General features: G+C 65.5%; 17 protein-coding genes. 12 read left to right on the top strand and 5 right to left on the bottom strand.

What is annotated here, in order from left to right:
• Positions 1 to 6: 6 nt before the first annotated feature.
• On the top strand, positions 7 to 804 hold the full coding sequence (locus HZZ16_RS34875; RefSeq protein WP_197955093.1) for an acyl-CoA thioesterase domain-containing protein: 798 nt from the start codon (positions 7 to 9) through the stop codon (positions 802 to 804).
• Positions 805 to 917: 113 nt separating this feature from the next.
• Here the strand turns inward: HZZ16_RS34875 and HZZ16_RS34870 are convergent, their stop codons facing one another.
• Positions 918 to 1,385, bottom strand: coding sequence for a nuclear transport factor 2 family protein (locus HZZ16_RS34870; protein ID WP_197955091.1), 468 nt, complete (start codon positions 1,383 to 1,385; stop codon positions 918 to 920).
• A 190-nt stretch (positions 1,386 to 1,575) separates the two neighbouring features.
• On the bottom strand, positions 1,576 to 2,364 hold the full coding sequence (locus HZZ16_RS34865; protein WP_197955089.1) for an alpha/beta hydrolase: 789 nt from the start codon (positions 2,362 to 2,364) through the stop codon (positions 1,576 to 1,578).
• Between the two features lie 251 nt (positions 2,365 to 2,615).
• On the opposite strand from HZZ16_RS34865, the gene infC reads away from it, so the two are divergent.
• Positions 2,616 to 3,155, top strand: a complete 540-nt coding sequence (gene infC / locus HZZ16_RS34860) for a translation initiation factor IF-3 (RefSeq protein ID WP_027574769.1) — start codon at positions 2,616 to 2,618, stop codon at positions 3,153 to 3,155.
• A 217-nt stretch (positions 3,156 to 3,372) separates the two neighbouring features.
• On the opposite strand, the gene HZZ16_RS34855 is transcribed toward infC, so the two are convergent.
• On the bottom strand, positions 3,373 to 3,777 hold the full coding sequence (locus HZZ16_RS34855) for a hypothetical protein (protein WP_197955143.1): 405 nt from the start codon (positions 3,775 to 3,777) through the stop codon (positions 3,373 to 3,375).
• Positions 3,778 to 4,051: 274 nt separating this feature from the next.
• Here HZZ16_RS34855 and rpmI point away from each other — a divergent pair, with 274 nt between their 5' ends.
• From rpmI to HZZ16_RS34825, 6 genes are all read left to right on the top strand, one after another.
• Complete coding sequence (gene rpmI / locus HZZ16_RS34850) at positions 4,052 to 4,252, top strand: 50S ribosomal protein L35 (protein ID WP_008539890.1); 201 nt, start codon at positions 4,052 to 4,054, stop codon at positions 4,250 to 4,252.
• An 80-nt stretch (positions 4,253 to 4,332) separates the two neighbouring features.
• Positions 4,333 to 4,692 carry a 50S ribosomal protein L20 gene (gene rplT, locus HZZ16_RS34845; protein WP_027550107.1) on the top strand — a complete coding sequence of 120 codons (360 nt, stop codon included), beginning with the start codon at positions 4,333 to 4,335 and terminating at the stop codon, positions 4,690 to 4,692.
• Positions 4,693 to 4,936: 244 nt separating this feature from the next.
• The gene (gene pheS, locus HZZ16_RS34840; RefSeq protein ID WP_197955087.1) at positions 4,937 to 6,019 is read left to right on the top strand and encodes a phenylalanine--tRNA ligase subunit alpha; all 1,083 of its coding nucleotides are present in this window, start codon (positions 4,937 to 4,939) and stop codon (positions 6,017 to 6,019) included.
• A 221-nt stretch (positions 6,020 to 6,240) separates the two neighbouring features.
• Positions 6,241 to 6,687, top strand: coding sequence for an endonuclease domain-containing protein (locus tag HZZ16_RS34835; RefSeq protein WP_197955085.1), 447 nt, complete (start codon positions 6,241 to 6,243; stop codon positions 6,685 to 6,687).
• Complete coding sequence (pheT, locus tag HZZ16_RS34830; RefSeq protein WP_197955083.1) at positions 6,684 to 9,092, top strand: phenylalanine--tRNA ligase subunit beta; 2,409 nt, start codon at positions 6,684 to 6,686, stop codon at positions 9,090 to 9,092. The genes HZZ16_RS34835 and pheT overlap by 4 nt, the downstream gene beginning before the upstream one ends.
• Complete coding sequence (locus HZZ16_RS34825) at positions 9,089 to 9,859, top strand: sulfite exporter TauE/SafE family protein (RefSeq protein ID WP_197955082.1); 771 nt, start codon at positions 9,089 to 9,091, stop codon at positions 9,857 to 9,859. The genes pheT and HZZ16_RS34825 overlap by 4 nt, the downstream gene beginning before the upstream one ends.
• Positions 9,860 to 10,052: 193 nt before the next feature.
• Here HZZ16_RS34825 and HZZ16_RS34820 read toward each other — a convergent pair whose 3' ends face one another.
• The gene (locus HZZ16_RS34820) at positions 10,053 to 11,444 is read right to left on the bottom strand and encodes a flavin monoamine oxidase family protein (RefSeq protein ID WP_197955081.1); all 1,392 of its coding nucleotides are present in this window, start codon (positions 11,442 to 11,444) and stop codon (positions 10,053 to 10,055) included.
• Between the two features lie 192 nt (positions 11,445 to 11,636).
• Here HZZ16_RS34820 and HZZ16_RS34815 point away from each other — a divergent pair, with 192 nt between their 5' ends.
• Positions 11,637 to 12,602, top strand: coding sequence for a YiiX/YebB-like N1pC/P60 family cysteine hydrolase (locus HZZ16_RS34815; RefSeq protein ID WP_197955080.1), 966 nt, complete (start codon positions 11,637 to 11,639; stop codon positions 12,600 to 12,602).
• A gap of 137 nt (positions 12,603 to 12,739) precedes the next feature.
• On the opposite strand, the gene HZZ16_RS34810 is transcribed toward HZZ16_RS34815, so the two are convergent.
• On the bottom strand, positions 12,740 to 13,015 hold the full coding sequence (locus HZZ16_RS34810; RefSeq protein WP_197955079.1) for a metal-sensitive transcriptional regulator: 276 nt from the start codon (positions 13,013 to 13,015) through the stop codon (positions 12,740 to 12,742).
• A gap of 63 nt (positions 13,016 to 13,078) precedes the next feature.
• Between HZZ16_RS34810 and HZZ16_RS34805 the strand changes: the two genes are divergently transcribed.
• From HZZ16_RS34805 to HZZ16_RS34795, 3 genes are all read left to right on the top strand, one after another.
• Positions 13,079 to 15,532: a heavy metal translocating P-type ATPase gene (locus HZZ16_RS34805; RefSeq protein ID WP_197955078.1), complete on the top strand. Its 2,454-nt coding sequence runs from the start codon at positions 13,079 to 13,081 to the stop codon at positions 15,530 to 15,532.
• A gap of 57 nt (positions 15,533 to 15,589) precedes the next feature.
• Entirely contained in the window at positions 15,590 to 16,036 is a 447-nt protein-coding gene (gene nikR, locus HZZ16_RS34800) for a nickel-responsive transcriptional regulator NikR (RefSeq protein WP_197955077.1), read from the top strand.
• A gap of 133 nt (positions 16,037 to 16,169) precedes the next feature.
• Positions 16,170 to 16,363, top strand: a 194-nt coding sequence (locus tag HZZ16_RS34795; RefSeq protein WP_197954020.1) for a transposase family protein, incomplete at its 3' end; no start/stop codon positions are given.

The raw sequence follows: 16,363 nt of genomic DNA, 5'->3' as shown, positions 1-16,363 counted from the left end.
GCGCGCATGACAAACATGCCTTTCTTCACCCGCGACGGCGATACATTCCATCCGACGGAAGTCGCCAACGGTCCATGGGACCCGAAATCGCTGCACGGGCGCGTCATCGTCGGCCTGCTCGGCTTCGTCATCGAGGAGCGCCATTCCGGGCCCGAATTCGTGCCGGCGCGGCTCACGGTCGACATGTTTCGGCTGCCGACCATCGACAAGCCGATTCACGTGACGACGCGGCTGGTGCGCGACGGCATGCGCATCCGCGTGGTGGAAGCGGAGTTCTGTTCCGGCGGGGTCAGCATGGCGCGGGCCTCGTGCCAGCTGCTGCGTAAGACGCAAAATCCCGATGGCAACGTCTGGTCGCCGCCGAACTGGGACGCACCGAAGCCGGCCGAGATCCCCAAGCCGACGGATCCCAGGCTCGGCATGAACGGCAAATGGGCGACGCGCCCGATCGTCGGCCAGATGGGCTCGCTCGGCCCGCGCAGGCTGTGGATGAGCGAGGTGCGCGAGCTCGTCGCGGGCGCCCCGATGACGCCGTTCGTCCGCGTCGCCACCGGCGCCGATTTTGCCAGCCCGTTTGCGAACGCCGGCGACCAGGGGCTCGGCTACATCAACAGCGACGTCACGATCTATCTGCACCGCCTGCCGGTGACGGAGTGGATCGGCTTCGATGTGGTGAACCACCACGCCACCGACGGCGTCGCGATCGGCGAATGCTGGCTCTATGACGAACAGGGTCCGATCGGCACCGCGACGGTGGCAGCGCTGGCGCAGCGCAAGCCGATGGTGAATCCGTCGAAACGTTAGCTCACCGCCGTCATTCCGGGGCGTGCGAAGCACGAGCCCGGAATCCATCGATCGGCAGAGTTGGTGGAGGAATGGATTCCGGGTTCGCGCTACGCGCGCCCCGGAATGACGACCTAATCCAAATGCCGCTGCATCTCCGGCCGCGCCTTGAGCTCGGCGCCCTGCTTGGCGACGATCTTCGCGATCCGCTCCGGTGCGAAGTTCAAATCCACGAACGCCGGCGCGGTGTTGGCGACCTCGTGATAACAGGCGATCCTGCCGTCCTTCAGCGTCATGATCGCAACGCCCTCGAACATCGCCCGCGCGCCGTCCGCTTCCGGCAGGGTCGACTTATAGCTGAACGTGTAGCGCGCATAGAGCGTGGTGCCATCGGTGACGGGATCGTGCATGTCCCAGCGGAAATCGGTCGCCGTGCGATAGAACCAGTCGTCGATCATCGCGGCGATCTTCGCCCGGCCGGCGAAGGCGCCGTAGAAGACATCGTGGTAGACACCGTCCTCGGTGAACAGCTCGGCGAAGGCTTTACCGTTGCGCTGTTCGACAGCGTCGCAGAAGGCGCGCAGCATGGCTGTGGTGGTCATTGGCGTTGCCTCTCAGTTATTGCGCCCTCTCCCCTTGTGGGAGAGGGCAGCTCCGCTCGTTGACGCGCATTCATTTGGGTGAGGGGTTGCTTCCGCGAGTCCAACTCTCAGTCGGACGCAACGCGAGATACCCCTCATCCGGCGCTTCGCACCACCTTCTCCCGCAAGGGGAGAAGGAAGAAAGACAAGCTCACCCGATCTCCGCCACCGCGGCAAGAATGCGCGCGATGTCCTGCGGGCGGGACAGGCGGTGATCGCCGTCCTGGATCATGGTCAGGACGACGTCGTCGGCGGGCAGGCGATGGGTCAGCTTGAACGCGTGCTGCCAGGGCACATCGGGATCCTTCGCGCCCTGCAGGATGCGGACGGGACAGCCGAGATCGATGGCGCTGCCGAGCACGAGGTGCTTGCGTCCCTCCTCGATCAGGTTCCGCGTGATCGGATAGGGCGAGCCGTCGCCATACTCCGACGGGCGCAGCCAGAAGCCCTTGGTCTCGATCTCCTTCTTCACCGCGGGCGAGAAATTCTTCCACATCAGCTCTTCGGTGAAATCGGGCGCCGGCGCGATCAGCACGAGCCCTGCGAGCGAGGATTTGCCGGCACGCTTCTTGATCTCGCGCGCGAGCAGCAGCGCCATCCAGCCGCCCATGGAGGAGCCGATCAGGATTTGCGGGCCGTCGCAGAAGCGTTCGAACACCGCAACACTGTCCTCGAGCCAGCTGCCGATGGTCCCATTGGCGAAATCGCCGCTGGATTCGCCGTGGCCGGAATAGTCGAACCGGACGATTGCGCGGCCGCGCTCGTTGGCCCAGGCATCCAGCGCCACGGCCTTGCCGCCCTGCATGTCCGACTTGAATCCGCCCAGCCAGACCAGGCCGGGGCCTTGTCCGGGACGGCGGCGCACCGCGATCCTGCGTGCGGACGGCCCCTCACCAACATCGATGAACTCAAGCGCGGCATCGGGAATTGCGTCGGTCATGGAACGTTTACTCTGGCTGTGCGGTTGGAGCTGTTCGGACCTGTTCCGAAAGCACGACCGGCATCGCTATTGGTCCTTTGGGACGCTTGCGGAACAGAGGCAAGGTGTCTATGTCGGTCAGCGTGCCGAGGGCCGTGACCAAAATGCCTCGCATTTGAGGGTTTTTCGCGCCTCGCACCAGCGACTTGCTTGCCGGCAAACGCATCTTCCTTCAAAATAGCCGCTTCTTTCACAACTTTGGAGAACCACCCATTCGCCGTCCTAATAAAGCTCCGCCCGCTGCCAGCAAAGACGGGCCGCGCATCAATGATGATATCCGCAATGCGCAGATCCAGCTGATCGACCAGACCGGTGAGAACAAAGGTACGGTCGAGACCGTCGTCGCCATCCGCATGGCGCAGGAAGTCGGGATGGATCTGGTCGAGATTTCGCCGAATACCAGCCCTCCCGTCTGCAAGATCATGGACTACGGGAAGTACAAGTATTCCGCTCAGAAGAAAGCCGCGGAAGCCCGCAAGCGGCAGAAGACCGTCGAGATCAAGGAGATCAAGCTCCGTCCGATGATCGACGACCACGATTACGACGTGAAGATGCGCGCGATGCAGCGCTTCTTCGAAGAGGGCGACAAGGTCAAGATCACGCTGCGCTATCGCGGCCGCGAAATGGCGCACCAGGAGATCGGCACCAAGCTGCTCGACAAGATCAAGACCGACGTCGCCGAGCTCGCCAAGGTCGAGCAGGACGCGCGGTTCGAAGGTCGCCAGGTGGTGATGGTGCTCGCGCCGCGCTGACGCGCAACGCTTTGGGACCCCGAGAATTCAACGGCCCGTCCGGATCCCCGGCGGGCCGTTTTGTTGTTCACCTCGCTTGCGGGAGAGGTCGCGCCGAAGGCGCGGGTGAGGGCTCTTACCTCTCGGGGGTTCTCGCTTGCGGAGACAGCCCTCTCCCCGACCCTCTCCCGCAAGCGGGAGAGGGGGCGCACCGTTGTCTTGGCGATCCGCGTCGATCTCAAGTCCTCGTCGCCTGCCAGGTGCCGCTGCACCGGTCGCCGGAAATGAGGCCCTTCCACGTCCCGGCGCCGTTCACGCCGGCGAGCCGGCCGCCGCCACTGGCGTGAGAGGCGCCGACCGAGACGTGGACGGCGACAGCGCCGGAGCGCTTGACCCGGCCCGAGACCCGGCCGCCGCCGGCGGAGGAGACGCGGGTGCCCGTCACCGTGAAGGGGACGCTGTAGCCCGAGCTGCAATTGCCGCGGGTCGTGGCGAAGGTGACGTTCCAGACGCCGTCATAGCCGCTGGCGCGGGCGTCGGCCGCCTGTGGCAGCCCAGCCGCGGCGAGCACGGCGAACAGCGCCAGACGGCGCAGACGGGCGAAATCGGCCAGCGAAGTCAGAAATTGCGGGAAATGGGCCATTTTTGAACCTGCTTCAGGCGAGAAGGGCTTGGACATGGGATGGCAGCCTCCAATGGTCGGCGGTCAGGTTGCGGTGGTTCATCGTTGCCAATTGGCCTGTCCTCTGTCATAAGCCCAGCCTTCACCGCCCGGCTGATTTACGGGCTGCCGTGGCGGTGTCTCGTGCGGGTTTCGCGCTTGTTCGCAAAACTTGAGCACAATCAACGCTCTAACGAGCATTTTGACGGCCCAGCCGCCTTCGCGGGCGGATTTCTGTGGCCATTAGGAGAGCCAAATGCCCAAGCTGAAGACCAAATCGGGCGCTAAAAAGCGCTTCAAGGTGACTGCCACCGGCAAAGTGATGCACGCCCAGCGCGGCAAGCGTCACGGCATGATCAAGCGGACGAAGAAGCAGATCCGTCAGCTCCGCGGCACCCGCGTGCTGTTCAAGACCGACGGCGACAACGTCAAGAAGTACTTCTTGCCGAACGCCTGATCGCGTCCACGATCATTGCCATCCGTGCCGCGCATCCCGCGGCGATCCGATAACCAAAGTCATCTCTGAAGGATTTCGTCATGTCTCGCGTCAAACGCGGTGTGACCGCCCACGCCAAGCACAAGAAAGTCTACAAGGCCGCCAAGGGTTTCTACGGCCGCCGCAAGAACACCATCCGTGCCGCCAAGCCGGCCGTGGAGAAGGCCCAGCAATACGCCTTCCGCGACCGCAAGCGTCGCAAGCGCACTTTCCGCGCGCTCTGGATCCAGCGCCTCAACGCCGCCGTCCGTCCGTTCGGCCTGACCTACAGCCGATTTATCGACGGCCTTGCCAAGTCGGGCATCACTGTGGACCGCAAGGTGCTGTCGGATCTCGCGATCCGCGAGCCCGCCGCGTTCCAGGCGATCGCCGAGAAGGCCAAGGCCGCACTGGCGGCGTAATGCGGCGAAGGCCGCACTGGCGGCGTAAGCTGCTCCACTGCGCGACTTGCGCAGCATTAAGCTTGTGATGGCCCGGGCAGAGGCGCGTCTCGCGCTTTACCGCCCCGGCCGTCATCTCTCGCGCAAGCACACTTCTCCGACGTGGATGCCCGGCGAATCTAACGCGAAGACGCGCTTCGCGCTTTTGGGCCGGGCGTGACGGGCCAGGATCATCGGCTCAGCATCCTGGCCAAAAGGGATTGCCATGACCGATCTTGCCCAGCTCCAAACCCAGATCATTGCCGACATCGCCGCGGCTGCCGACGAGGCTGCGCTCGAAGCCGTGCGTGTTGCAGCCCTCGGCAAGAAGGGCTCGATCTCGGCGCTGCTCGCCACGCTCGGCAAGATGTCGCCGGACGAGCGCAAGACGCAAGGCGCGGCGATCAACCAGGCCAAGGACGAAGTCAGCCGGGCGCTTGCGGCGCGGCGCGACGTGCTGAAGTCGGCGGCGCTCGATGCGCGGCTGGCATCCGAGACCGTCGACGTCACCCTGCCGCTGCGTGATGCGCCGGCTGATGCCGGCCGCATCCATCCGCTGAGCCAGGTCTGGGACGAGCTCACCACCATCTTCGCCGACATGGGATTCTCGGTGGCCGAAGGCCCTGACATCGAGACCGACGATTACAACTTCACCAAGCTGAATTTTCCGGAAGGCCATCCGGCGCGCGAGATGCACGACACGTTCTTCTTCCATCCGAAGCAGGACAGCTCGCGCATGCTGCTGCGAACCCACACCTCGCCGGTGCAGGTGCGCACCATGCTGAGTCAGAAGCCGCCGATCCGCGTGATCTGCCCGGGCCGCACCTACCGCATCGATTCGGACGCGACCCACACGCCGCAATTCCACCAGGTCGAGGGCCTCGTCATCGACAAGAGCTCGCATCTCGGCCACCTCAAATGGATCCTGCACGAGTTCTGCAAGGCGTTCTTCGAGGTCGACCACATCAACATGCGCTTCCGGCCCTCGTTCTTTCCGTTCACCGAGCCGTCGCTCGAAGTCGACATCCAGTGCCGCCGCGACAAGGGCGAGATCCGTTTCGGCGAGGGCGAGGATTGGCTCGAGATCCTCGGCTGCGGCATGGTGCATCCCAACGTGCTGCGCGCCTGCGGCATCGATCCCGACGAGTACCAGGGCTTTGCCTGGGGCATGGGCATCGACCGCATCGCCATGCTGAAATACGGCATCGCCGATTTGCGCCAGCTGTTCGACAGCGACGTTCGCTGGCTGTCTCACTACGGCTTCAAGCCGATGGAGGTGCCGACGCTGGCGGGGGGATTGAGCACGTGAGGGTGGCACTCGAAATTGAGTCTGCGAAGATTCTCTTCGTTCCCTCCGTGGAGACAACCCTCTCCCTGACCCTCCCCCGCAAGCGGGGGAGGGAACGGATGGACTTGATGCGTGGCACTCGTCGATTGGGTGCGTATTCTCTGTCCGCCCGACAGGTCGGACTCCCTCCCCCGCTTGCGGGGGAGGGGTGGGGAGAGGGTTTCTCCGCGATGGGGCTGCCAATGGTCGATCCCCAGCATCCGGACTGGAAAATATCCGACAAGCTGCGCGCCAATGCACGCGCGCTCAGGCGCAACTCGACCGATGCGGAGCGAATCCTCTGGTCGGAGCTGCGCGCTGGGCGGTTGAACGGCGTGAATTTTCGCCGCCAAGTGCCCATCGAGAACTACATCGCCGATTTCATCTGCCACGCGGCCAAGCTCGTCATCGAGCTCGATGGCGGCCAACACTTCTCGGACGAAGGCGAGCGCGCCGACGCGCGCCGCTCAGCCGCGATCGAAGCGAAGGGCTTCAAGGTGCTCCGCTTCAGCAATCTCGATGTCCTGACAAACCGTTCCGGTGTTCTTGAAACAATCGTCACTGCCATTGCGGAGAGAGCCCTCTCCCCAACCCTCCCCCGCAAGCGGGGGAGGGAGCAGACCGTCGCCTTGGAGAAAAAGCAGCCATGAAATTCACCCTGTCCTGGCTGAAAGATCATCTCGAGACTGACGAGCCGCTCGAAAAACTCGCCGACAAGCTCACCATGATCGGGCTCGAGGTCGAGAACATCGAGGACAAGGCGAAGGCGCTCAAGCCCTTCACCATCGCGAAGGTGATCTCGGCCGAGCAGCATCCGAATGCAGACCGTCTGCGCGTCTGTATGGTCGACACCGGCGACGGTGGTGCGCCGGTGCAGGTGGTGTGCGGCGCGCCGAATGCCCGCGCCGGACTCGTCAGCGTGTTCTCACCGCCCGGAACCTACATTCCCGGCAAGGACATCACGCTCGGCGTTGGCACCATTCGCGGCGTCGAGAGCCGCGGCATGCTGTGCTCGGCGGCCGAGCTGCAGATCTCCAACGACCATGACGGCATCATGGAATTGCCGGCGGACGCGCCCATTGGCGCGGCTTACGCCGAATGGGCCGGCCTCGGCGATCCCGTGGTCGAGATCAATTTGACGCCGAACCGGCAGGACTGCACCGGCGTGCACGGCATCGCGCGCGATCTCGCCGCCGCCGACATGGGCAAGTTCAAGGACCCCACGATCAAGCCGATCAAGGGCGAATTCCCCTGCCCCGTGAAGGTCACGGTCGAGGATGCCACGCTGTGTCCGGGCTTTGCGCTCCGCCTCGTGCGCGGCGTCAAGAATGGGCCATCGCCGGAATGGCTGCAGAAGCGGCTGACCGCGATCGGCCTGCGTCCGATCAACGCGCTGGTCGACATCACCAACTTCATGACCTACGACCGCGCGCGCCCGCTGCACGTGTTCGACGCCAAGAAGGTGAAGGGCAATCTCGTCGTGCGCCGCGCTCGCGAGGGCGAGAGCCTGCTGGCGCTCGACGGCCGCACCTACAATCTCGATCCCGCCATTTGCGTGATCGCGGACGAGCACGGCGTCGAATCACTCGCCGGCATCATGGGCGGCGAGGCCTCGGGCTGCGACGAGAACACGACTGACGTGCTGATCGAATCGGCGCTGTGGAACGAGATCAACATCGCCCAGACCGGCCGCAAGCTCGGCATCAATTCGGACGCGCGCTACCGCTTCGAGCGCGGCGTCGATCCGGCCTTCATGGTGCCCGGAATCGAGCTCGCGACCAAACTGGTGATGGAGCTGTGCGGCGGCACACCGTCCGAAACCGTCGTGGTCGGCAAGGCTTTTGGCGACGATCGCCTGATCGAATTCCCGATCACCGAGGTCAAGCGCCTGTCGGGCATCGAGGTGCCGCAGGTCGAGATGAAGCGCATCCTGACCCATCTCGGCTTCATGATGGCGGGTCCCGGCCCGGTGGTGAAGGTCGCGGTGCCGTCGTGGCGCTCCGACGTGCACGGCAAGGCCGACATCGTCGAGGAGATCGTCCGCATCTTCGGCGTCGATAAGGTGCCGATGACGCCGTTCGAGCGCGGCGACGAGCCGCGCAAGCCGGTGCTGACGCCGCTGCAGCTGCGCACCCGCCGCGCGCGGCGCGCGCTCGCAAGCCGCGGCATGGTCGAGGCGGTGACGTGGTCGTTCATCGCCAAACCTGCGGCCGAATTGTTCGGTGGCGGACAGCGCGAGTTAGAGGTGGCCAACCCGATCGCCTCGGATCTCTCCGACATGCGCCCGACCCTCCTCGCCGGCCTGATCGCGGCGGCGCAAACCAATGCCGATCGCGGCTTCGGCGATGTCGCGCTGTTCGAGGTCGGCCAGGTGTTCAAAGGCGATCGCCCGCAGGACCAGTTCATGGCGGCGAGCGGCGTGCGCCGCGGCCTTGCCTCGTCCGGAGGTCTCGGACGGCACTGGACCGGCTCGGCGCAGGCTGACGTATTCGACGCCAAGGCCGATGCGCTGGCCGTGCTGGCGGCCGCCGGCGCGCCGATGCAGGCGCTGCAGATCGTGGCGGGTGGTCCCAGCTGGCTGCATCCGGGTCGTTCCGGCACGATCCAGATCGGGCCGCAGAACGTGCTCGGATATTTCGGCGAAGTGCACCCCAGAGCGCTCGAGGCGCTCGGCGCCGACGGGCCGCTTGTCGTGTTCGAGGTGATCCTCGACCGCATTCCCGAGGCGAAGAAGAAGCCGACGCGCGCCAAGCCTTTGATCGAGCTCTCGGCCTTCCAGCCGGTGTCGCGTGACTTCGCTTTCATTGTCGACCGCGCCGTCAAGGCCGGCGATATCGTGCGCGTCGCGCAAGGCGTCGACAAGAAGCTGATCACCGGCGTCAATGTCTTCGACGTCTACGAAGGCAAGGGCATTGATGACGGCAAGAAGTCGATCGCGATCGCGGTCACGCTGCAGCCGCGCGAGAAGACCTTGACCGATCAGGAGATCGAGGCCGTCGCCACGAAGATCGTGGCCGAGGTCACGAAGAAGACCGGCGGCGTCTTGCGCGGATGAGTCCTGCGGACTTCCTTCCGAAGGACGTCAGCCTCACGATTGCGGCGGCGCTCTGCGCCGTCGCTTTCGTTTCAGGCACCGCGCGCGGCTTCTCCGGCTTTGGCTCGGCGCTGATCTTCATGCCGCTGGCGAGCAGCATCGCGGCGCCGCGGCTCGTTGCCGCCCTGCTTCTCGTCATCGACTTCGTTGCGGCCGCGCCGCTGCTGCCGGATGCGTGGCGAAAGGCCGATCGCAAGGCCACCGCGGTGATCGTGCTGGGCGCGCTGATCGGCGTCCCCGCCGGCACCTATTTCCTCAGCGTGCTCGAACCCGTCACCACGCGCTGGATCATCTCCTGCTTCGTTGCGGCGCTGCTCCTTCTGCTGCTGTCGGGCTGGCGCTATCGCGGCAAGGACCACGCCTGGCTGTCGGTCGGCATCGGCGGCCTCTCCGGCTTCTGCAGCGGGCTCGCGCAGACCGGCGGGCCACCGATCGTCGGCTATTGGCTCGGCCGCCCGATCGCGCCGATCGTCGCGCGCGCCAATATCGTGCTGTTCTTCGGTGCCTCGGATTTCTTCTCGATGGTCAGCTACGCGACGACCGGCCTGATCAGCCGCGAATCGCTGCTGCTGTCCCTGATCGTCGGCCCAGCCTATGCGGCTGGCGTTGCGTTCGGCAGCTCATTGTTCGGCCGCGCGAGCGAGAAAGTGTTTCGCGGCATCTGCTATGCGCTGATTGCGATGGCGGTGATCTTTGGATTGCCGGCGTTGGACGGGGTGCTGCGATAACTCTCTCCGCTGTCGTCCCGGGGCGCGCATAGCGCGAGCCCGGGACCCATAATCCCAGGGAGAAGTTGTTGGGCAAGCCGGTCACCACGAGTCGTCGCCAAACCACTCCCTGGGTTATGGGTCCCGGATCGGCGCGCGCCTTGGGGCGCGCTTGTCCGGGACGACAGTGGGGTTTGTCGCGGCCTAGTTGTACTTACTGCCGTGGCACCCGCCGCTTCTTCGTCGACTGCGTCGGCACGTCGGCCGGTTCGTCCTTCAGCGCGCCGATCTTGCGCAGGGCGGCGTCCGCGGCGCGTTCGCCGCTCTCCCAGGCGCCGTCGACGGTGCCCCAGAGCGTCTCGTGGGTGGCTTCGCCGGCGAGGAACACATTGCCGCCGATCGGCTCGGCCAGGGTCCTTCGCGAGAGCTGACCGCCGGGTGAGGCCGCCGACATTGCGCCCATCACGAAGGGCGAGGCGTTCCAACGCGTGGCGCTGGTCTTTTGCACCGCGGCAGCGGCCTCGCTGCCGAACAGCTTTGTGATCCATTCCTTGGCGAAAGCCACCATGGCCTTCTCGCCCTGCTCAGAGAGATCGCGGCCGAACGAGCCGCCGACATCGATCGAGCACAGCGAGGAACCGCCGATATTGGCGAACATCAGCGCCGTGCGGGTCGAATTGCTCTGCTCGATGAGGATATCGTCGCGGGACAGGCCGAGCGGATTGCCCGGCAGCTGCAGCACGATGCGATCGTAGCTGCCGAGGCTGAGCTTCGACGCCGCATCCAGCGTCCGCTTGGGAATGTCGGGCGCGAACTTGATCGCGCCCGATGTCAGCACGTTGGTCGAGACCGTGACGATGGCGGCGCGCGCCGCGATCTTGCCGGACTGCGTCTCGACGCTGACGTCGCGGCTGCTCCAGGCGATGCGGCTCGCCGGCGTCGACAGCGCCACCGGCGCCTGCTCGGCGAGCTTGGCGATCAGCGTGCCCAGGCCCTGGCGGCAGGCGATCGCCGCGTTGCGGTCCTGCGCGCGGCCCTTGTCGATCGCGGACAGCTCCTTGAGGTCCTTGCCGGCAAAGCTCGCGCCCAGCATGAACTCGGCCGCGCCGGCCCAGTCGCCGAGATCCTTCGGCAGCACCGATGCGCAGGAGGTGTCGAGCTTGCCCCGCGCGGCCTCGTCGATCGCACGATTGGCGCGCACCAGGGCGGCCAGGAACTGCTCGGTCTCGCCTGCGCGCGCGTTGCGGCGGCCGATGCGCATCTTCTGGCCCGAAGGCGCCGGCAGCACGTCCAGCCCGGCGCTGCGCGCCAGCCGGATCATCGGGTTGGTGTCGGGATTGTGCATCCAGCGCGCGCCGCGGTCGAACGGCGTCTCGAAGGTCGTGCTGTCGGTGATGCAGCGGCCGCCGACCTGCGCGGCCGCTTCCACCACGATGACCTTGCGGCCCGTTGCCATGATGCGCCGCGCTGCGGCAATTCCCGCTGCCCCCGCACCGATTACGACGATGTCGGCCTCGCGCGGCAGGGGCGCGGCGGATGCGCGCAGCATCGGCATCGCCGCAAGGGCCGCCGACGCCGAAAGAAAGCCGCGGCGCGTGATTGTCATGTCATGGTTTCCGGGGACTTGCGGCGAACGTGAACAGTCCGCGAACCTTGCCGCATCCGATGTTGCACAGCAACCATGATGGTGAATCAACCATGCTTGATCTCACAGGCCGATGAACCGAATTGCAACACGTTTCGACCATGATAGAGAAGGGAAAAAGACGGCCGGAAAAGGCCGTGGGGGGAGTTCGACATGGGGACGGTCCTCGATTCTGTCGGCAAGCTGATTGCCGCGTACCTCTCGAAGGAGGTGCCGGGCTATGAGCCGTTCACGCCGAGCGACCCCGAACATCTGCGCGGCGTCATCGAGCCCGGCGACGTGCTGCTGGTCGAGGGCAACAACCACATCTCCGGCATCATCAAATACCTGACGCAGTCGACCTGGTCGCATGCCGCGCTCTATGTCGGCCCCATAGACGGGGCGGCGGAGGAGAACGGCGAACCGCATGTGCTGATCGAGGCCAATATCGGCGAAGGCGTCAGCTCGGCGCCGCTGTCGAAATATTTCCCCTATCACACCCGGGTTTGCCGCCCGGTCGGGCTGTCCTACGAGGACCGCAATACGGTCTGCCGCTATGCGATCAACCGCATCGGCTTCGGCTACGACACCAAGAACATCGTCGACCTCATGCGCTACCTGTTCCCGCTGCCGGTGCCGCAGCGCTGGCGGCGGCGCATGATCGCGTTCGGCTCGGGCGACCCGACCAAGATCATCTGTTCGGCCCTGATCGCGCAGGCCTTCGACGCCGTGCGCTACCCGATCCTGCCGAAGATCACCAAGGCCGGCAGCCGCGCCGCGCGGCGCGAGATCCTGCACATCCGCGATTCCTCGCTCTACATGCCCCGCGACTTCGACATCTCGCCCTATTTCGAAGTCGTCAAACCCACCATCGTGCACGGGTTCGACTACACCGCCCTGCACTGGGCCGACAAGCAGAAGCCGCTCGAGGAGGTGGCGGGCACATTCAGTGTGTTTCCAGAAACGCTCGTGGCGCCGCCGCTCGTTCCTGAAGCGGCTGACGAAGAGGCGCAGGTTCAAATTCCGGCTGAAGAAGTGAGCGCGCAGGCCGCGGGGATGAGCGCGGCGTTCTCCGAGCATTTCGTGCAGCTGAGCGAGCTCGCGATGTATCGCGCGCGGGCGCGGGCGATGGCGGCTTAGGTCCGCCGTCGTTCCGGCGACGAGACTTCTCCACCGTCATTGCGAGCGCAGCGAAGCAATCCAGACTGTTGCCGCCGTGGCAGTCTGGATTGCTTCGTCGCAAGAGCTCCTCGCAATGATGGCGGAGAGAAACGGCGTTACCGCTCCGCCCGTCCGATCACCGCCATCAGCTCTGCGATCTTGGCGCGCTGGTCGGCCTTGTCGCCGCTCGCGATGGCGTGCTCGACGCAATGGGCGACGTGATCCTTCAGGACCTCTTCCTCGACCCGGCGCAGCGCGGCGCGCACCGCCGCGATCTGTGTCACGATGTCGATGCAGTAGCGGTCTTCCTCTACCATTTTGGAGAGGCCACGAACCTGGCCCTCGATCCGGCCGAGACGTTTTCCGATGGATGCCTTGATGTCCTTGCGCATGGGGTCTATATACCCTTACCGGGTATAGGTTTCAAGAGCAGGCGCAAAGGCCGGAACATGGCAATGAACAACAACGAGCACGAGCATCGTCACGACGCGGCAACGCATTCCGGATGCGGCTGTTCCACGAAAGCTGCAGCGCCGGCGGCCAAGCCCGAGGCTTCCTCGTGCTGCGGCGGTCATGCCGGCCACGGTCATCATCACGGCCATGATCATGGCGACGCCGCAACCAAGGTCAAAGATCCTGTCTGCGGCATGAGCGTCGACCCCGCGACCTCGAAGCATCGCTTCGAACATCGCGGCGAGACCTTCCATTTCTGCTCGGCCGGCTGCCGCACCAAATTCGCTGCCGATCCCGCCAAGTATCTTGCCAAGGACAAGGCACCCGAACCGGAGATGCCCGCGGGCACGATCTACACCTGTCCGATGCACCCGCAGATCCGCCAGGTCGGTCCGGGCACGTGCCCGATCTGCGGCATGGCGCTGGAGCCTGAGGTCGCGAGCCTGGAGACCGGTCCCAATCCCGAGCTCGCCGACATGACGCGGCGGTTCTGGATCGGCGCCGTGCTGTCGCTGCCGCCGATCGCGCTGGAGATGGGCGGCCATCTCGCAGGCCCCCACAGCTGGATCGATCCGACCCTGTCGAACTGGATCCAGCTCGTCTTCGCAACGCCCGTGGTGCTGTGGGCCGGGTGGCCGTTCTTCGTTCGCGGCTGGCAATCGCTGCTGACGCGCAATCTCAACATGTTCACGCTGATCGCGATGGGCACCGGGGTTGCCTATGTCTACAGCGTGCTCGGCACGGTCACGCCGCAGATCTTCCCAGCCACGTTCCGCGGCCATGAGGGCGCAGTCGCGGTCTATTTCGAGGCGGCCGCCGTCATCACCGTGCTGGTGCTGCTCGGCCAGGTGCTGGAGCTGCGCGCCCGCGATGCGACCTCGGGCGCGATCAAGGCGCTGCTGCAGCTCGCGCCGAAGACCGCGCGCCGCGTCGATGCCGATGGCAGCGAGCACGAAGTCGAGATCGACACGCTCCATGCCGGCGATCGCCTACGCGTCCGTCCCGGCGAGAAGGTGCCGGTCGACGGCATCATCCTCGAAGGCCGCTCGTCGCTCGATGAATCGCTGGTGACGGGTGAGTCCATGCCGGTGACCAAGGAGACAGACGCAAAGGTCATCGCCGGCACGCTGAACCAATCGGGCAGCTTCATCATGCGTGCCGACAAGGTCGGGCGCGAGACGATGTTGTCGCAGATCGTGCAGATGGTCGCGGATGCGCAGCGTTCGCGCGCGCCGATCCAGCGCCTGGCCGACCAGGTCGCCGGCTGGTTCGTGCCCGCCGTGATCGTCGTCGCCGTCGCGGCCTTCGCCGCCTGGGCCTGGTTCGGACCGGAGCCGCGACTCGCCTTCGGCCTCGTCGCCGCGGTCAGCGTGCTGATCATCGCCTGCCCCTGTGCGCTGGGCCTGGCGACCCCGATGTCGATCATGGTCGGCGTCGGCCGCGGCGCGCAGGGCGGTGTCCTGATCAAGAACGCCGAGGCCCTGGAGCGGATGGAGAAGATCGACACGCTGGTGGTCGACAAGACCGGCACGCTGACCGAGGGCAAGCCCAAGGTGGTGTCGATCGCGCCGGCGTCCGGCTTTGCCGAAGACGATATCCTCCGGCTGGCGGCCACCATCGAGCGCGCCAGCGAGCATCCGCTGGCCGACGCCATCGTGCGCGCGGCCAAGGAGAAGCAGCTCACCCTCGGCCAGGTCGAGCAGTTCGATTCGCCGACGGGCAAGGGCGCGACCGGCAAGGTCGACGGCAAGACCATCGTGCTCGGCAATGCCAGATATTTGTCGTCGATCGGCATCGACACCCAATCGCTCGATGCCGAGGCCGAACGGCTGCGCGGCGACGGCGCGACCGTGATCAACATGGCCGTCGACGGCCGGCTCGCCGGCCTGTTCGCGATCGCCGATCCGGTCAAGGCCTCGACGCCGGAGGCGCTGAAGGCGCTCGCGGCGGAGGGCATCAAGGTGATCATGCTGACCGGCGACAATCGCACCACAGCGGAAGCCGTGGCGCGCCGGCTCGGCATCGCCGAGGTCGAGGCCGAAGTGCTGCCGGACCAGAAGAGCGCGGTGGTCACCAAGCTGCAGAAGGCCGGCCGCAGCGTCGCCATGGCCGGCGACGGCGTCAACGACGCGCCGGCGCTGGCGGCGGCCGAGGTCGGCATCGCCATGGGCACCGGCACCGACGTTGCGATGGAGAGCGCCGGCGTGACGCTGCTCAAGGGCGACCTCGTCGGCATCGTCCGCGCCCGAAAACTGTCGCAGGCGACGATGAGCAACATCCGGCAGAACCTGTTCTTCGCCTTCATCTACAACGCCGCTGGGATTCCGATCGCCGCCGGAATCCTCTATCCGGCGTTCGGTCTGTTGCTCTCCCCGATCATCGCCGCGGCGGCGATGGCGCTGTCCTCGGTCAGCGTCGTCGGTAACGCGCTGCGGCTGCGCGCGACGCGACTGTGAGCGTCGCAAAATCCATGTAAAACAGCTCCGTTCGGCGACATGCGCGGAGAGGACCTGATGCAGCGGATTACCATCACAATCGAGGACGATCTCCTGGCGGAGATCGACGCGGCGGCCGAAGCGCGCGGCTACCAGAACCGCTCCGAGATCATCCGCGACCTCGCGCGCGCCGGCCTGCAGCAGAGTGCCGAGGACACCGCGCAGACCGGCCAATGCGTCGCCGGCCTCGTCTACGTCTATGACCACGCGGCGCGCGATCTGTCGAAACGGCTGGTGCAGGAATTCCACGGCCACCACGATCTCGCGCTGGCGACGCTGCATGTCCATCTCGACGACAACAATTGCATGGAGATGACGGCGCTGCGCGGCGCAGCCTCCGAGGTCAGGCATTTCGCCGACCACATCATCGCCGAACGCGGCGTGCGCTACGGCCGCGTGGTGATGATCCCGACGGGGAATGGCAAGCCGGCGAAGGCGCGCAAGCACGGGCACCGACACGACTAGGCTACTCCAGGAGAGAGTAGCGCTCTTACCCTCCCCTGGAGGGTAGGGGAATCGCATATGGCGTTGGTAGTGTATTGCAAAGCGATTTGAACTGGATTCTTTGGGTTTCTCTCGATTGTCGAGGGAGACCCAAATGCGCAAACTCAGGCGCCTGCTCCGACCTCTCAAGGATCCACGCGCCGATAACTCGCGGCACGCGCTGGCTGATATCGTCATCATCGCTTTGGCGGCAACGCTGGCTGGCGCCAAGAGCTGTACCGAGTTCGAATTCTTCGGGAGGGGCCGAGAGGAACTGTTGCGGGAGTTTCTGGAGCTCAAACACGGCAT

Origin of the sequence: Bradyrhizobium glycinis (assembly GCF_016031655.1) — a bacterium.
In the GTDB taxonomy this organism is placed as follows: Bacteria; Pseudomonadota; Alphaproteobacteria; order Rhizobiales; family Xanthobacteraceae; genus Bradyrhizobium; species Bradyrhizobium glycinis.
Note: the sequence above shows the minus strand (reverse complement) of the source record. Positions and strands in the feature narration are given on the sequence as shown.

Excerpts from the sequence above, each read along its gene's own strand:
- HZZ16_RS34870 (WP_197955091.1), bottom strand. The coding sequence starts at position 1,385 with ATGACCACCACAGCCATGCTGCGCGCCTTCTGCGACGCTGTCGAACAG.
- HZZ16_RS34825 (WP_197955082.1), top strand. The coding sequence starts at position 9,089 with ATGAGTCCTGCGGACTTCCTTCCGAAGGACGTCAGCCTCACGATTGCG.
- HZZ16_RS34865 (WP_197955089.1), bottom strand. The coding sequence starts at position 2,364 with ATGACCGACGCAATTCCCGATGCCGCGCTTGAGTTCATCGATGTTGGT.
- HZZ16_RS34810 (WP_197955079.1), bottom strand. The coding sequence starts at position 13,015 with ATGCGCAAGGACATCAAGGCATCCATCGGAAAACGTCTCGGCCGGATC.
- pheT (WP_197955083.1), top strand. The coding sequence starts at position 6,684 with ATGAAATTCACCCTGTCCTGGCTGAAAGATCATCTCGAGACTGACGAG.
- rpmI (WP_008539890.1), top strand. The coding sequence starts at position 4,052 with ATGCCCAAGCTGAAGACCAAATCGGGCGCTAAAAAGCGCTTCAAGGTG.
- nikR (WP_197955077.1), top strand. The coding sequence starts at position 15,590 with ATGCAGCGGATTACCATCACAATCGAGGACGATCTCCTGGCGGAGATC.
- HZZ16_RS34815 (WP_197955080.1), top strand. The coding sequence starts at position 11,637 with ATGGGGACGGTCCTCGATTCTGTCGGCAAGCTGATTGCCGCGTACCTC.
- HZZ16_RS34875 (WP_197955093.1), top strand. The coding sequence starts at position 7 with ATGACAAACATGCCTTTCTTCACCCGCGACGGCGATACATTCCATCCG.
- rplT (WP_027550107.1), top strand. The coding sequence starts at position 4,333 with ATGTCTCGCGTCAAACGCGGTGTGACCGCCCACGCCAAGCACAAGAAA.
- pheS (WP_197955087.1), top strand. The coding sequence starts at position 4,937 with ATGACCGATCTTGCCCAGCTCCAAACCCAGATCATTGCCGACATCGCC.
- HZZ16_RS34855 (WP_197955143.1), bottom strand. The coding sequence starts at position 3,777 with ATGGCCCATTTCCCGCAATTTCTGACTTCGCTGGCCGATTTCGCCCGT.
- HZZ16_RS34835 (WP_197955085.1), top strand. The coding sequence starts at position 6,241 with ATGGTCGATCCCCAGCATCCGGACTGGAAAATATCCGACAAGCTGCGC.
- HZZ16_RS34805 (WP_197955078.1), top strand. The coding sequence starts at position 13,079 with ATGAACAACAACGAGCACGAGCATCGTCACGACGCGGCAACGCATTCC.
- HZZ16_RS34820 (WP_197955081.1), bottom strand. The coding sequence starts at position 11,444 with ATGACAATCACGCGCCGCGGCTTTCTTTCGGCGTCGGCGGCCCTTGCG.